The following is a 16,099-nucleotide window of genomic DNA, read 5'->3' as shown; positions in this document are numbered from 1 at the left end:
TTTGACAACTTTTCTTTCAAGAGAAAAGTAATATATCTACATTTGTAAGCAGAAAACAAGACTACAAACAGTTATGATAAAGATATTCTCAACAGACAAAGTCAGAGAGCTTGACAAATACACTATCCAGAACGAACCGATCAGTTCCGTCGATTTAGTGGAACGCGCAGCGACCGTATTCACCAGCGAATTTTGCCGCCGCTACACAAAACAAACCCGCATTATCGTATTTGCCGGACAAGGCAATAACGGAGCGGATGCATTGGCTGTCGCCCGTATGCTGACAGATGCCGGCTACCGGGTGGAAACCTACTTGTTTAATCCTACCATGCGTCTTTCCGATGACTGCGAGCAGAATAAGCAGCGGTTACTCGGCATGGAAAAGATCGAATTTACGGAAGTTGTTGACGATTTCGTTCCGCCCGAACTGGACGAACGGGATATCGTGATAGACGGTTTGTTCGGCTCCGGCCTCAACCGGCCGTTGACAGGCGGTTTTGCAGCGATGGTTAAATATATCAACCAGTCGGATGCAACTATCGTTTCGATAGATATTCCCTCCGGTCTTTTTGGTGAGGACAACCGTAAGAATGATCCGGAATCGATCATCCGCGCCAATCTGACGCTGACGTTCGGTTTTCCGAAGTTAGCTTTCCTGCTGCCGGAAAACGCCGAATATGTGGGCGAATGGAAAGTGCTGGATATTCTTCTGCATCCGGATATTATAGCAAACACACCGACACAGTTCACTCAAATCACCGAAGAAGACGTTGCCGCCGTATTCCAGCCTCGCAAACGTTTCTCGCATAAAGGAACGTTCGGACATGCCTTGTTGATAGCCGGAAGCCGGGGAAAGATGGGAGCCGCCCTCTTATCAGCCCGCGCCTGCTTGCGAAGCGGAGGCGGTCTGCTGACTGTCCATATCCCGCAACGGGGCGAACAGATTCTGCAAACGGCTTTTCCAGAAGCAATGGTCGATTTGGACCCAAACCAGGAACATTTCACCTTCGTCTCTGATATCAAGCCCTATTCCGCTATCGGAATCGGACCGGGGTTAGGAAAACATGCCGACTCCGCCAAGGCTTTGGAACATCTGCTTCAAGCTACGGACAAACCGCTTGTGCTCGATGCCGACGCACTCAACCTGATTGCCGCCAACAAAGACTTGCTGAAACGGATTCCTCCCCGCAGCATCTTTACGCCGCATCCGAAAGAATTCGACCGTATCGCAGGCGAAAGCAAGAACTCGTACGAACGGCTGATGAAAGCACAGGCTTTTGCCACCGAACATCAAGTCTGTATCATCCTGAAAGGAGCTTATACGGCAACTTGTACGGCTACCGGAAACGTCTACTTCAACAGCTGTGGAAATCCGGGAATGGCAACAGCCGGAAGCGGTGATGTCCTGACCGGTATTATCCTCGGCCTGCTCGCTCAGGGATTCGAACCTGAAACAGCCGCCGTCGCCGGTGTTTTTTTGCATGGGACTGCAGGTGATCTGGCCGCCGTTTACCGTTCTGAAGAAAGTATGATCGCGAGTGATATCACGGACATGATCGGCAAAGCATTCAAGCAAATCAAATAGGCATAAGGGCTGGACTAATAATAGTAGGAATTTTATCTATAAAACGAAGATTTCAAATAGAATAATCAGAATATTTTATAGTAAATAAATAGAAGTTTTCTCAAAAACAAGTATCTTCGAATCCTGATTTGGAGGAGATTGATATGAGAAAGCTTTTTAAATATGTCACAGCCCTTGTTGTTCTTGTGCTATCATTATTCATACATGCTTGCAGCAATTACCCGCAAGTTCCGGGTTTAATCGAAGCTGAAAAGATCATGGAGGAAAAACCGGATAGCGCACTATTGATTTTAAACAATATTGAAAACATCGACCAACTATCCGAAAAGGATCATGCAACATACTACCTTCTTTTAACACAGGCACAAGATCTGAATTATATCACACATACTTCTGACTCGCTAATAAAAATTGCTGCGACTTATTTTGAGAAACATAAAGAAATGCATAAAGCAAGTCTCTCATACTATTATATGGGACGTGTCAATGCGGATATCTATGATGCGCTAAAAGCACAAGAGTATTATCTTAAAGCATTAGAAATAGGAGAAAACACAAAAGATTATCACTTACTGGCTCGAATCTGCAATAATTTAGGGACATTATATAATTATCAAGATATACATGATATGGCATTACCTATACAGAAAAAAGCACTATACTATCTCAAACAAGAACAAAAACAAGATACAGTTAACATATCATATGTATTACGAAATATAGCTCGAATCTTTACACTTATGAATTTAAAGGATAGTGCTATCATATATCACGAACAAGCCCTTCAATACTCAAATCCTACCAATATATCTTCTATATTGGTAGACTTAGGTAATATTTATATTCAAAACAGTGAATATAATAAAGCGAAAGAATATATTGATTTAGCTCAAAGTTCTACAAACATGCCTAAAACACTTTTTCCTATTTACTTATCTAAGGGAAAGTTCTTTTCTGCTATAAATCAACTAGATTCTGCTAAATTTTACCTAACAAGATGTTCTCTAAGCTCAAATATTTACACAAAAGCAGGAAGTTTACACCATTTAGCCAAAATCGCTTTAAAAGAACACAACCTAAATGATTATGTAAAATATACAGAAGCTTATTCCGAATTACGTGATTCTATTACTAATCATTCACATTTTGAAAACATACGTAGGGTACAAAGTATGTTTAATTATCAACGTATTGCAAAAGAAAAAGATATATTTGAAAAGAAAGCAACTCAAAGGATGATCCTAATCTACCAAGTCACCCTACTGTTTTCTATTATTATAGTCGCCTTGATATTCATTTTCAGAAAAGAAAAAAAGAAAAAGAAACGATTAGCTGAAATAAAAGAACAACAATATAAACGCAGTCAACAATATATAGAGGACAACAAAAAACAAATTATTCAATTAACAGAAATGCTCCACTCAAAACAAACAGAGATGAGTGAAGTTGAAAAGAAATTATATGAAGCAAGGAAATTAATGCTAGAAATGGAAAACAGGCAAATTTTCGAGAAGCAAGGAGCAATCCTTTTATTAGAAAAAGATTTCCATAACTCATCTTTATATATCAGAATACATAGAGACGACAACATTCAACTAAGCTCTAGTGAATGGGAAGAACTACATCAATTGATTGATGCCACATATCCAAATTTCACTAACCGGCTTATCAAACTTTATCCACAAATATCCATAGAAGAAATACATATTTGCTATCTCGTAAAAATGCAACTCTCTATAAAAAAGATCGCTTCAATTATGCATATAACAAGTTCAGGAGTATCACAATGCCGCAGGAGATTGTATAAGAAATTTACAGGAGAGCCTCAAAACACAGAAAAATTCGACAAATTTATATCTGATTTCTAAGCAGTTATAACTTGTCACATTTTTGTCAACAAAAATCCACCCCTCATAATAGTAAGAAGTTTACCTTTGCTCAAAATCTCAGTTTTGACTTTTAATAAAACTAATCTTTTTAATATTATGAAGCATCTGATTTCGACTTTGATTTTAATTGTGTGTGGTATATGTTACACACAGTTTGCATTTTGTGATACTATACCTACAAAGGGAGAGTGGAGTGAACAAGATTTTCGTTCAGTTGTTCCAGCACCTCCTACAGCCTCTATCGAAGGTAAAGTATTAACAATTAATTTTGTGACTCCACTTACTGACCTGACAGTAAAAGTTACAAATAACGAAACAGGTCAAGTTGTTTATGAAGAATGTATTTCTGTGTCTACACCGCAGAGCCATTCAGTGGTATTAAATGCTGACAATGGCAATTATACATTATCATTTACTCATGTACTTGGTTATTTAACAGGTGAGTTTGTAATAAAATAACATATTGTGTGTGACTCTCCTTTACATGTAATATGCTAAGAATGGCCTCGGGCGGTAATTTAACCGGACCAAAATATCTCGATCTCCTTTTCCGCCGCCCGAAGGCTTTTCTTTATGTCTTCTCTAATCTAAAAAGGGAAAAGAGGCTTTTCCGGTTGGTTTCTAACAAAATATTTCATAGTTTTGTGCAATCATTCATCAGAGATTAAACTTAGATTAGAATATGAAGAATTTTATCATTATAGCCAGTCTGCTCCTTAGTTTACCCATTATGGCGCAGACAAAAGTTGTAAAGAAAAATGCTGTCAAGGCAAATAATTTCGGCATAACTTATTCACTCCCTAAAACATCTCTTGTCATTGATGCTGAAGTTACGAAAGTAACCTGTAAAGCAGGTCCTTACTATAAATATGCAGAGAAGTATTTAGGAGTAAAAGACGCCATTACAGAAGATAAAGTTTATTACGAATTAGGAAAAATAGGCTTGACCAACAAAGGTGTACCCGATCCTGATAACACCTATATAGTTGAATTCAAGGGTGGAACCGTCGCCCCATACGCCTATTTGACAGAAGAAGGATTGCTATGTTCCATCAATGCAGAATATACGCCCGACGAAGAAACATCGGAAGCAGCCAAAAAGAAAGTACAAGCTCCGGCTAAAGTAACCGACGCCTCTGTTTTTTCAGAAGAATTGCTGATGGCGGGTTCAACAGCCAGACAAGCGGAAGTAGCAGCCAAACAAATTTACCGCATCCGTGAAAGCCGTCTGAACATATTGACCGGAGAAGCGGACAACCTGCCCCCCGACGGCGAAGCGATGAAACTGGTTATCCAGCAACTGGAAGAACAGGAAAAAGCGTTAACAAACTTATTTACAGGAATCCGGACAAAAGAAACCAGCGATTACGATGTGACAATCGTCCCCTTCGATAACCTGGACAAGGAAGTACTGTTCCGTTTCTCTCCCCAGCTCGGTATCGTGGACGCCGACGATTTGGGCGGTGCACCTGTATATATGAACTTGAAAGCCATCGACCGCGCTCCCGAACTGGACCCGAAAGAGGCTGAGAAGAAAGAAAAATCTATGAAAGGAATCATCTATAACGTACCGGGTAAAGCCAGTATTGAAATCAGCATGAACAAAAAAACACTTTACAAAGGCGAAGCACAAATTACCCAATTCGGTACACGCGAAGGGCTTGCCCCCGTTATGTTTGAAGACAAAAAAGCTCCGGTAAAGGTTTATTTCTATCCGGAAACAGGTGCAATAAAACAAATCATTCAATAATCATCTAACAATTTTAATTCTATGTTTGAAGGACAGCCTAAAGGTTTATACGCGTTAGCCTTAGCGAATACGGGCGAGCGATTTGGTTACTACACTATGCTCGCGATCTTTACACTATTTTTACAAGCAAAGTTCGGCTTCACCGCCTCCGAGACATCGGACATATTCTCCACTTTCCTTGCCGGAGTGTATTTTACTCCCTTGATTGGTGGTTGGCTTGCCGATAAGTTCGGATATGGGAAAATGGTGACAAGCGGTATCTTTATCATGTTTTTCGGATATCTGCTATTATCCATCCCTGCCGGTAACGAATCCGCTAAATGGATGATGTTCGGTGCATTAACTATGATTGCATTAGGAACAGGTTTATTCAAAGGGAACCTCCAGGTTATGGTTGGTAACCTTTACGATGCCCCTCAATACAGAAATAAACGGGATTCCGCCTTCAGTATTTTCTATATGCCATCAACATCGGCGCCCTGTATGCCCCGACTATGGCAACAGAAATGACAAACTGGATGCTGGCTAAGTCCAATCTGACTTATGAAGGTCAGATTCCTTCGCTCGCCCACCAGTATCTGAACGGCACAATCACCGAGAAAGGAACAGAATTGCTCGAATCATTCAGAGCTGCACAGCACTTTACCGGCGACCTGGCAAGTTTCTCGACAACTTACATCGACAAACTGTCGGAAGCCTACAACTACGGTTTCGGTGTTGCCTGTATCTCGTTAATCCTTTCCATTGCTATCTACTATGGTTTCCGCAAAACATTCAAACATGCGGATGTGAATACCAAGCAGGCAAATGCTGCAGCTGCTGCAACAAAAACCGAACAACCGACAGAAGAAATCTCTCCGGCAGAAACCAAACAGCGTATCATCGCCTTGTGTCTCGTATTCGCTGTCGTTATCTTCTTCTGGATGGCATTCCACCAGAACGGATTGACCATGACATTCTTCGCCCGTGACTACACGGCTAATGCGGCAACCGGCTTGGACCGTTTAGGATTCAGCATCATTAACCTGACATTACTGATTATCATGGTATATGCAGGCTTCTCTATCTTCCAGTCGGCAACCAGCAAAGCGAAAACAATATCGACTGCCGTATTTGTCGGAGGCCTGGTTCTGCTCGGAATCAACTATTCGACACTGGATCCGTCTATCACGATCCTGCCGCAGATCTTCCAGCAGTTCAACCCGTTCTTCGTTGTAGCCTTGACTCCTGTATCACTGGCGGTATTCGGCTATTTAGCTAAGAAAGGGAAAGAGCCTTCCGCTCCGCGAAAGATCGGTTTGGGTATGTTAATCGCAGCCATCGGTTTCATGATCCTGGCTATCGGATCATTAGGATTGCCGACACCGGACAGCGTAGCAGCCAACGGTATCGAAAGCAGCCAGCTCGTTTCTCCCAATTGGTTGATATCGACTTATCTTGTGTTGACATTCGCCGAGCTGCTCCTTTCACCGATGGGTATCTCATTCGTCTCGAAAGTGGCACCTCCCAAGTATAAAGGCTTGATGATGGTGGATGGTTCGTAGCGACAGCATTAGGTAACAAGCTGGTCGGTGTGATCGGTAATATTTGGGGCGATATGCAACTTTGGATGGTATGGGGCGTACTGATCGTATGTTGCCTTGTAGCAGCACTGTTCATGTTCTCCATCATGAAGAAACTTGAAAAGGTTGCTAAATAAGAACAGATAAAAGATGAAAAAGCAGTATGCACATAAGCCGGTCACAATCCGCTTCAGAAGATGGAGCCGGAAAGGGTATGCTGCTTTCATCAGTGTGCAGCGTGCCGTAACGATCGGGCAACTGGCTGCACACGTGTCCGAGCGCTTCCAGGTAAAGAATGGTTCTAACCATACATCGGTACTCTCCTTCGACAAGACAGGAGAAGAAGAGATGATGGAAGACAAAACAAGCCGTGACGAAGTCATCGGGAATACACTATCACTCCTGTTCGAGCAGGCGGTATGCCTCATTCTGACCGTTAGCCGCCCAGCGGCAGCGCAAGCAACACAGACGATAAAAAATAACATTTCCGAAAGCGCGGAAGGCTTCAGCTATTATATGCTGAGAGCCTTCCGCGCTTTCGGTTTATACAAATACATATTATATGATCGAAAAGCTTAAACAACACGTCCTCGCAGGCGGACTGCTCAATGAAGAACAGGCAAACATTCTGGCTGCCTCCCCCGACAAGGAAGCCCTCTATGAAGCCGCCCGCCAAATCACCCGCCACTTCATGGGAAACAAGTTCGATACCTGCTCTATCATCAATGCCAAGAGCGGGAACTGCAGCGAAGACTGTAAATGGTGTGCTCAGTCGGGGCACTACACTACGAACGTGACACTTTATCCCCTCTTGCCGGCAGAAGAATGTATCCGCCATGCCACCTACAACCGCCGGCAGGGAATCGGGCGGTTCGCCCTTGTCACCAGCGGCAAAAAGGTTTCCGAAAAAGATATGGTAAAGGTGACCGACACTATCCGGCAGATCAAGCAAGCTACAGACATCAAGTGTTGCGCCTCGATGGGCCTCCTCAGTCGCGAGCAGCTGCAAGCGCTTTATGACAGTGGGACGGAAAACTATCATTGTAACATAGAGACAGCTCCCTCCTACTTCCGCACCCTATGTACAACACACACGATGGAGCAGAAAATAGAAACCATCCGCACCGCCCGCAAGATAGGTTTCCGTATCTGTAGCGGCGGCATCATCGGCATGGGAGAAACGATGGAGCAACGCATCGAGATGGCCCTATTCCTTCAAAGGGAAGGCATCCTTTCGATCCCCCTAAACCTGCTCCAGCCTATTCCCGGGACGCCACTCGGAGAGACGAAGCCGTTGACCGACGAAGAGATTCTGACCACCATCGCCCTCTTCCGTTTTATCAACCCGAGGCTTACCTGCGCTTCTCCGGCGGACGGGCGAGGCTGAGCGAAGAGACTCAACGCAAGGCACTTCGCATAGGCATCAACGCAGCCATCATCGGAGACCTCCTGACCACCATCGGCAGCCGGGTGGCAGAAGACAAAGTCCTTTTCACAACGGAAGGATATTCATTAACTGAAAATACAGATTGGGAAAGATGACAACAGAAGAATTACTGAGTTTTGACCGTGAACACGTCTGGCACCCCTATACTTCGACCATCAATCCACTACCGGTCTATCCGGTCGAACGGGCAGAAGGCGTAACGATTACGCTGAAAGACGGCCGTAAACTGATTGACGGTATGTCGTCCTGGTGGGCAGCCGTGCATGGATATAACCATCCGGTGTTAAATGCTGCCGTCCGTGAGCAGATAGACAAAATGAGTCACATCATGTTCGGAGGACTGACACATGAGCCAGCCGTCGAATTGGCAGCCAAGCTTTTACCGCTGCTACCCCCATCGATGGAAAAGATATTCTTTGCCGACAGCGGCTCCGTTGCAGTCGAAGTCGCCATGAAAATGGCGATCCAATATTGGCAATCGAAGTGCCGGAAGGGAAAGAACCGGAAACATGCCTTTGCCACAATCCGGAGCGGATATCATGGCGACACTTGGCACGCAATGTCTGTTTGCGATCCGGTAACAGGCATGCACGGCATCTTCGCCGGAAGCCTTCCCGTCCAGTTCTTCATCCCCCAACCTTCCGTCAGGTTCATGACGAATGGGACGAGAAAGCGATGGATCCCCTGAAAGACCTGTTGGCAAAACACGCCGGAGAGATTGCAGCCCTTATACTCGAACCGATCGTACAGGGAGCCGGGGGAATGTATTTCTACTCCCTACATTTCTGGTACGGGCACGGGAGTTATGCGACCAATACGACGTCTTGCTTATATTCGATGAGATCGCGACAGGATTCGGTCGGACCGGCCGACTCTTTGCCTGGGAGTGGGCGGGTGTCGAACCGGATATCATGTGTATCGGCAAAGCCTTGACCGGAGGTTATCTGACGCTTTCCGCCACGATTACCAGTACAGCGGTAGCTGACATGATTTGCAGCGGTGAAGCGGGATGTTTCATGCACGGCCCCACTTTTATGGGAAATCCGTTAGCTTGCGCCATCGCCTCGGCATCCGTTTCTCTTCTATTGGAAAGTGGTTGGCAGGAAAAGGTTCACGCGATAGAAGCACAATTAAAAGCCGAACTCGCTCCGGCAGCTTCCTTCCCCAGCGTGAAAGAGGTACGGGTGTTGGGCGCAATCGGAGTCATCGAGATGAAAGAACCTGTCGACATGGCCATCCTCCAAGAGCGATTTGTCAAAGAAGGCATCTGGGTACGTCCGTTCGGAAAGCTGGTTTATCTCATGCCTCCGTTCGTCATAACAAATAAAGAATTGTCGAAATTGACAAGTGGCCTGCTTCGTGTTTTCTGATAAATCATAACAACAAAGCAATGAAAGATTACAACATATTATTAGATAAACTGAAAGAGACAGGTAATCTACGGAGTCTGCCGGAAATTATACACGAAGGGAAATGGATATGGAAAGAAAAACAGAAGATGCTGAATCTTTCCTCCAACGACTATCTCGGCCTGGCGTCACGCAAGGAGCTGCGTGAAGAGTTTCTGAGGGAGATGCAGGAAAACGATTGGCTTTTCTCATCCTCATCCTCCAGGCTATTAACCGGCAATTTCAAAGTTTATACCGAGCTCGAGGAATGCTTGTCCGAACGATTTGGGTGCGAGGCCGCTTTGCTATTCAACAGTGGTTATCATGCCAATACAGGCATACTTCCCGCCCTGGCGGACAAACAAACGCTGATACTGGCGGACAAACTGGTACATGCCAGCATCATAGACGGGCTCTTGCTGAGCGGCGCTCCTTATCAGCGATACCGCCACAATGACAACGAACATCTGGCACGACTGCTTGCCAAATATGCACATGAATACGAACAGGTCATTATCGTCACGGAAAGCATCTTCAGTATGGACGGTGATATCGCCGACCTCCGCCAACTCGTTTCCCTGAAGCGACAATTCCCAAACGTATGGCTCTATGTCGATGAAGCGCATGCCATTGGGGTAAGAGGTAAAACAGGATTAGGGATTGCGGAAGAACAAGATTGCATCAGGGATATAGACCTGCTGGTCGGTACTTTTGGAAAGGCATTGGCATCTATGGGCGCCTACCTGCTATGCAGCCGGACGATCCGGGAATACCTGATCAATACCATGCGCCCACTTATCTTTAGCACCGCCCTCCCACCTGCCCAGATTGCCTGGACCCGGTACATTTTCGAGAAGCTTCCTGAGTTTACGGAAGAACGGCAGAGACTCGCCACAACCAGCCGTCTGCTATCGGATGCATTAAAAGGCAAGGGAGGAGAAATTTCATCCAGCCACATCATTCCTTTCATTATCGGGGAAAGCGAAGACTGTGTGGAGACAAGCCTAAGATTACAGCGGAAAGGCTTCTATTGCCTACCCGTCCGTCCGCCGACAGTTCCGAAAGGAACGGCACGAATACGTTTCTCACTGACGGCCAATGTAACGGAAAGTGAAATAAAAGAATTGATTAACAGTATAGACTAATGAAAATAGACAAACAAGTCAATAAGGGGCAAGGACGTCTATTGCTGTTCTTTTCCGGGTGGTCAGCATCTCCGGAACTGTTCCGCCCGCTAAAAGCAGAGCCCGGTACGGACGTTTGGATCTGCTATGACTACCGCGACCTCCGTTTCGGGGAGGACCTGTCGGCTTACAAGGAAATCCGCCTGGTGGCATGGTCATTGGGCGTATGGGTAGCCTCGGCCCTGTTCCGGGGGAAAAAGGATATGTTTGTAGAAACTATTGCGATTAATGGGACGGACTATCCCGTTCACGACACCTGGGGAATCCCGCCTGCCGTATTCGAAGGAACGCTTGCGAATGTAACGGAAGAGGGCATGCACCGCTTCAACCATCGGATGTGTGGAGGACGGGAAGTGCTCCAAACCTATGAAAAAGTGCCTTCCCGCCCGATTGACGAGGTGCGCGAGGAGCTACAGACGCTCTACACCCATATCAAGGAAGATGCAGTAAAGCCTGTCGCTGACAACTTCTGGACCCGGGCTGTTATCGCATCCGGCGACCGGATTTTTCCGTTCGCCAACCTGCACAATTACTGGCAAAACCGTTGTCAGGTAACCATATTGGAGGCGCCTCACTATCCTTTTTATTTATGGAAACAATGGAATAAAATATGGAAGCAATAGACAGAGAACGCATACAGCATCGCTTCACCCGCGCATTGACAAGTTATGACAGCCAGGCGGATGCACAGCATCGGATTAGCCGAAAATTAGCATCTCTCCTGCCCGGACCAGCGGGAGGACATTATGGGCGCATCCTGGAAATCGGCTGTGGAACAGGTGGTTTCACCCGTTCCCTTATCGAACAATGCAAGGCGGAGGAATGGGTGTTGAATGACCTTTGCGAAGGTTGCCGGGAAAAGGTAAGCAAACTATTTCAGGGTTGCCCTCCTCGCTTTATCATGGGAGATGCAGAAGCGATCCCCTTTCCCGGCAAGTTCAACCTGATTGCTTCTGCCTCAGCCTTCCAATGGATGAAAGAGCCGGAAAAGTTTCTCGGCAAGCTGGCGAGACTGCTGGAACCGCACGGTACGCTTCTGTTCAGCACCTTTGCCCCCGGTAACCTGTCGGAGATAAAAGAGCTGACAGGAAAAGGACTATCCTATCCCACTGCCGGCGAACTTGCCGGATGGTTGTCCGCCGGCTTCGACCTCCGGCATTGTGAGGAAGAGATAATCCGCCTGACATTCAACAGTCCGCTGGATGTATTGAAGCACCTGAAAGCGACAGGAGTAACGGCTACGGGAAACGGTCTCTGGACAAAAGGCATGCAGGCTTCTTTCTGCAATCGCTACCGGGAACAGTTTCCGGCAGCCAACAATCAAGTAACACTCACATACCGCCCTCTCTATGTTGTGGCGATAAAAAAATAAACAGCTTATGAAAGGAAAAGTATTATTCATCACAGGTATCGATACCAACATCGGCAAGACCTTTGCCACCGGCATTCTTGCACGCGCATTAGCCGGAAAAGGGAAACAAGTAATCACCCAGAAAATGATCCAGACCGGCTGCACGGAGACTTCAGAGGATATAGAGATGCACCGCCACCTGCAAGGTATTTCCTTCACGGAGGATGATTATATAGGATTGACCTGCCCCTATATCTTCACCTATCCCTGTTCCCCACATATGGCTGCGGCAAAGGATGGGCGTACAATCGACCTGTCGGTGATCACCGAAGCGACCCGCCGGCTACAGGGGAAATATGAATATGTCCTGCTGGAAGGCGCAGGAGGATTGATGGTTCCGAATGACTTCCATTCGCTGGCGATCGATTATGTAAAAGAACAGGGATATCCGGTAGTCCTGGTCACGTCCGGTAAGTTGGGCAGTATCAATCACACGCTGCTAAGCCTGTATGCCTGCAAGCAGTACGGCATACGGCTCGAAGCTGTCATCTACAACCTCTATCCCCCGACTGACGAGCTGATTACAGCTAATACGTTGGAATATCTCAAACAATATCTGGAGAAAGAGTTCCCCGATACTCCGGTCATCCTTCTCCCGGAGGAGTCGGATGCAGGAACGGAGGTGGATATCGACTGCCTGCTGTAAGCAGTTTATATATTCAGGGAGAAGGTCCGCACTATTTCTTTTGCGGAGTGGTTGTCGGACCTTCGACGTATAGACGCCCGTTGTCGTCTATTCCCATCTTGTCGATGAAGACGACCCGTTCGTCACCGGTCTCCTGCGTCCGTCCGTGATAGACGCAATACATCTGCTTGCCGTCTTTAGACCAGGTCACACTGTTATGCCCGGTACCGGTAACGATGCCTCCCTGCTCTACGTTCTTTTGCAGGACAGGATTATCACTTGACTTGGTGAAAGGGCCGAGCGGATTCTTCGATGTAGCATAGCCGACAGCATAATTCTTGCCCCCGAAATAATTGGCCGAATACATCATATAGTAAGTGTCTCCCTTCTTGAGCGTATAAGGGCCTTCGGTCCAACGGCGGTTCACCTCTCCGGTTGTGACGGAACGGCTTTCCCATTCGGATTGCGTGTCATCGAGTTTTACCGGGGGACGCAAGATAAGTACAGGCTCACCGATAACATCCGTCAGGTCGGGTTTCACCTCTATACCGTAAATCCAACTCTCCTCTATTTCATTGAACTTCCCTTCTTTCCGGGCCTGTTCGGCGATCTCGCTCTCTACCGGATGCTTGTAGCAGCAACGGGAGAAGTACATATAAGTACGGCCATTGCCATCATCCACGAGGTTTCCGTCGATAACCGGATATCCCGGGTCAAACAGAGGTTTATCGGAAAGTTCCTTAAAAGGACCGGTCGGCTTGTCTGCCACAGCCACGCCGATACGGAAGTTTTCGAGTTCATTGGTCGGGTTTTCCTTCCAATCGGCACTATAGAGCATATAAAACTTACCATTACGTTCATAGACTTCAGGAGCCCAGAAGTTGGCAACGCCCCATGAACCGGGAACATTCCCCCGAAAAACCTGTCCTTCTGCTTTCCAGTTGACCATATCCGGTGAAGAATAGACGCAGAAACCGTCAACAGCTCCGCCGCCTGTCCCATACATATAATATAGACCGTCCGACGCCAGCAAGACATAGGGATCACCGAACTGTACCGGGAGGGGATTCGAGTAGACAAGGATATCCTCCTTTTGAGCCTTGTTCACGCATGAAGAGATGGTCAATGCGACCAAAAGCAGTAGTACTAATTGTTTTATTCGTATCATAGAATGTTTGTATAATTAAAAACACAAAGTAAATAATGACACAAATATACGAAACAGAAGCCAATTGTAAAAATACCTGCGACTGCTATATATATTTAACTTGCGACTTTGAAAATATTTCCTTTCCTTTGACAACTTATTGAAGCAAGTAAGACTATGGTTAGAAATATATTGATAGCAGTTTGTGCATTCCTTTTTGTCGCATGTAGTAAAGATACAGAATCCAAGTTATTCGGAAAATGGCAGTTGCAACAGGTAGAAGCGAGCGGAACAATCCAGGAGACCGATACGGTTTATTTCAATTTCGAGCACTCTTTATTCATGTACCAGGTTTACTTCCCGGCTGTCGATTCATTCCTCCACTGTTATGGTTACAATGTCATGGAAGGAGATAAAACGCTCCTGCTGGAACTGATAAGCGACCCGAGACCAGTTGAGAAATTCCTGCCATATACCGATTGGGATTCGACCAAGCGGACTTACACCATTGACAAATTAACATCCAAGCAGTTAATACTTAACAGCGAAGGGAAGACTTATACTTTCCGGAAGTTCTGATAGCAGCTAATCTTAAAGACTCTTTCGAAACCAAAGTTTCTTACAGGAAGTTCATATAAAAAAGCCAGAACCTACCGGACGCAGACGGGCGCAGATTACGCAGAGGAACGCAGACTTATTTTCTTTTAAAACAATAAATGATCTGCGTCGTCTGCGAAATCTGCGTCCGGTAATACAAACATAGCGACACCCCGTTAAATCATCATTTACAGGTTCACTTTTTCTTAGAAGCGAAACTTCCCTGCGTTTATCGAGGCCTGTGGGATGCTAAAATAATATCTTTATTTTCAAATTATACTGTCATACTATCATATCCCCTTTAATATATCATGAATATCAAGGCATACACCGAATGACAGTAGGCATGATAGTAGGATTTTCAACTATCATACTATCATAAATACCCTTGCCTTTTTTCATCTCCTATATCACTGAACTTCAATTAAGTAACCACTCGTGTTTCTTGAGACCCGGTCTCGACTGTATCGGGACCCGGGTCTCAATACCTTCCAAATGGGGGTGTAAATGGCGTCAAAACGGGCATTTCCGGCAAAATACATAACGACTTTCTGTTAAAAATATGCCTGCCGGGACAAAATGCTCCCTTATAGCTTTCAACTTTCAACTCTTAACTTTCAACTCCCCCTGGGGGCTTATTGTAAAAAACGCTTTTCCCCGGGCTCGAAAGACATCCGAAACCAAACAAATGTCAACCCACTTTTTCGGCCCGAAGAATGGAGTTGTTCCGCTTTTCCGGTACCTTATCACCATGAAGAGGGACTTTATCGCTCTGATCCGGCACTTTGTTGCCCTGAAGTCGGACTTCATATAGCACGAAGTCAACCTCAGGGCGATGAAGTGCCGGATCACGGCAATTTTCTGCGCACCTCACGGCAACCAGCCTCCAAAAGTTCCTTGGGATATTTGGAGCGCCGTCCGTTTTATTTTGCTACAGGCGATTCTCCGAGAGTTAAGCTTTATCACTTTGTCGGCGTTTCCGCTTTTCGGTAATCAAATTGTACACTTTCCGGAATGCCCCCGGCACCTCATTCCGCTCGGTGTCAGCCGGAGAGGTTAAAACCGTGAAAAGAGTCAATCCAAAATCAATCGAGATTTCGGACGAAATAGAAAAACGGTCAAAATGGGGGGGTATTGTCTTTTTCTTTATTTGCAGGAGGTTCAAAACTTCTTAGAAATGCCCTGTTTTAACACTTTTGGCACCTTGCTTTTTCGATGAAATGGCACAAAATGATAGTTAAACGGGGTATTCATGATGGTTAAATGATAGTTGAAATAAGAACTATCATGGTCATATATCATGATATTCAATGCCCATACGGGAAGTATGATGGTATGACAGTTCTTTTTCAAAAACTTTATGTAGAAGCTCACTTCTTGACAGGTTTAAACGGATCCGTATAACGGATCACCCCGAAAAATTGTGGAGCTATGCATATATATTTTTGAGTCTAAATAAAAAGTATGATATATTGTTCACCCCTCTAAGCTGTGCTCTAAAAGCTTTAATTTTA

11 protein-coding genes and 2 pseudogenes are annotated in these 16,099 nt (G+C 45.6%); 12 read left to right on the top strand and 1 reads right to left on the bottom strand.

Translation table 11 applies throughout. The features are described 5' to 3' along the window. Nucleotides 1–73 precede the first annotated feature (73 nt). The 11 genes and pseudogenes from DW083_RS16290 to bioD all read left to right on the top strand — a co-directional run bounded on the left by DW083_RS16290 (nucleotide 74) and on the right by bioD (nucleotide 12,862). On the top strand, nucleotides 74–1,585 hold the full coding sequence (locus tag DW083_RS16290; RefSeq protein WP_122333088.1) for an NAD(P)H-hydrate dehydratase: 1,512 nt from the start codon (nucleotides 74–76) through the stop codon (nucleotides 1,583–1,585). Nucleotides 1,586–1,728: 143 nt separating this feature from the next. Beyond that, nucleotides 1,729–3,453 carry a tetratricopeptide repeat protein gene (locus DW083_RS16285; RefSeq protein WP_122333134.1) on the top strand — a complete coding sequence of 575 codons (1,725 nt, stop codon included), beginning with the start codon at nucleotides 1,729–1,731 and terminating at the stop codon, nucleotides 3,451–3,453. A gap of 117 nt (nucleotides 3,454–3,570) precedes the next feature. After that, nucleotides 3,571–3,933 (top strand): DUF3244 domain-containing protein, encoded by a 363-nt coding sequence (locus DW083_RS16280; RefSeq protein ID WP_122333133.1) that lies wholly within the window; start codon nucleotides 3,571–3,573, stop codon nucleotides 3,931–3,933. Nucleotides 3,934–4,156: 223 nt separating this feature from the next. After that, a complete protein-coding gene (locus DW083_RS16275; RefSeq protein WP_115500919.1) occupies nucleotides 4,157–5,224 on the top strand; it encodes a DUF4831 family protein in 1,068 nt (355 codons plus the stop codon). Nucleotides 5,225–5,245: 21 nt separating this feature from the next. Next, nucleotides 5,246–6,923 (top strand): annotated as a pseudogene (locus DW083_RS16270) (peptide MFS transporter). Between the two features lie 13 nt (nucleotides 6,924–6,936). Further along, the gene (locus DW083_RS16265) at nucleotides 6,937–7,365 is read left to right on the top strand and encodes a hypothetical protein (RefSeq protein ID WP_122333087.1); all 429 of its coding nucleotides are present in this window, start codon (nucleotides 6,937–6,939) and stop codon (nucleotides 7,363–7,365) included. Continuing rightward, nucleotides 7,349–9,603: pseudogene (bioA, locus tag DW083_RS23420) on the top strand (adenosylmethionine--8-amino-7-oxononanoate transaminase). Before DW083_RS16265 ends, bioA begins: the two are co-directional and overlap by 17 nt. Before the next feature lie 20 nt (nucleotides 9,604–9,623). Then, the gene (locus DW083_RS16250; RefSeq protein WP_122333086.1) at nucleotides 9,624–10,766 is read left to right on the top strand and encodes an 8-amino-7-oxononanoate synthase; all 1,143 of its coding nucleotides are present in this window, start codon (nucleotides 9,624–9,626) and stop codon (nucleotides 10,764–10,766) included. Next, entirely contained in the window at nucleotides 10,766–11,428 is a 663-nt protein-coding gene (locus DW083_RS16245; protein WP_122333085.1) for a DUF452 family protein, read from the top strand. The genes DW083_RS16250 and DW083_RS16245 overlap by 1 nt, the downstream gene beginning before the upstream one ends. Continuing rightward, entirely contained in the window at nucleotides 11,416–12,177 is a 762-nt protein-coding gene (bioC, locus tag DW083_RS16240; protein ID WP_122333084.1) for a malonyl-ACP O-methyltransferase BioC, read from the top strand. Before DW083_RS16245 ends, bioC begins: the two co-directional genes overlap by 13 nt. A gap of 7 nt (nucleotides 12,178–12,184) precedes the next feature. Further along, nucleotides 12,185–12,862, top strand: coding sequence for a dethiobiotin synthase (gene bioD / locus DW083_RS16235; RefSeq protein ID WP_122333083.1), 678 nt, complete (start codon nucleotides 12,185–12,187; stop codon nucleotides 12,860–12,862). A gap of 31 nt (nucleotides 12,863–12,893) precedes the next feature. Here the strand turns inward: bioD and DW083_RS16230 are convergent, their stop codons facing one another. Continuing rightward, entirely contained in the window at nucleotides 12,894–14,009 is a 1,116-nt protein-coding gene (locus DW083_RS16230; RefSeq protein WP_122333082.1) for a glycoside hydrolase family 43 protein, read from the bottom strand. A gap of 156 nt (nucleotides 14,010–14,165) precedes the next feature. Between DW083_RS16230 and DW083_RS16225 the strand changes: the two genes are divergently transcribed. Further along, nucleotides 14,166–14,567 (top strand): lipocalin-like domain-containing protein, encoded by a 402-nt coding sequence (locus DW083_RS16225; protein WP_122333081.1) that lies wholly within the window; start codon nucleotides 14,166–14,168, stop codon nucleotides 14,565–14,567. Nucleotides 14,568–16,099 lie beyond the last annotated feature (1,532 nt).

Source organism: Parabacteroides sp. AF48-14, from assembly GCF_003477465.1.
Taxonomy (GTDB): Bacteria; Bacteroidota; Bacteroidia; order Bacteroidales; family Tannerellaceae; genus Parabacteroides; species Parabacteroides acidifaciens.
The sequence above is the reverse complement of the archived record's forward strand: the minus strand, read 5'-3'. Positions and strand labels throughout refer to the sequence as shown.